Source organism: Gordonia sp. DT219 (genome assembly GCF_049847065.1).
In the GTDB taxonomy this organism is placed as follows: domain Bacteria; phylum Actinomycetota; class Actinomycetes; order Mycobacteriales; family Mycobacteriaceae; genus Gordonia.
In genome coordinates this window covers 1-364 of sequence record NZ_JBNCNR010000091.1, presented here as the reverse complement: position 1 = coordinate 364, position 364 = coordinate 1, and the positions used below count along the sequence as shown (strand labels likewise).

Below are 364 nucleotides of genomic sequence, written 5' to 3'. Positions count from 1 at the left end.
TCCTCGACGACATCCCGCACCAGGTCGACCACGACATCAAGGTCAACGCCGAAAAGCAGATGGCCGACTACGCGCGCATGCACACCCCCGCCGAGTTGACCGCGATCGGCGCCCGCCTGATGGCACACCTCGACCCCGACGGCGAGATGACCGACGACGTCGACCGGCAGCAGAAACGCCAAGTGTTCCTCGGCCGCCAAGACACCCAACAGATGTCGAAGATGACCGGCAAAATGACCCCGGAATACCGCGCCGACCAAGAAGCCGTCTGGGCGGTCTGGGCAGCCCCCGGCATGAACAACCCCGACGACCCCGACTCACCGTCGGGTTCCGTCGAAGACGCCGACCCCGAAAAATTGGCGGC

At 65.1% G+C, this 364-nt stretch carries 1 protein-coding gene; it reads left to right on the top strand.

Annotated features, from left to right (window positions below; all coding sequences use genetic code 11):
• On the top strand, window positions 1-364 hold a 364-nt coding region (locus tag ACPXB3_RS22560; RefSeq protein ID WP_425729877.1), incomplete at both ends, for a DUF222 domain-containing protein.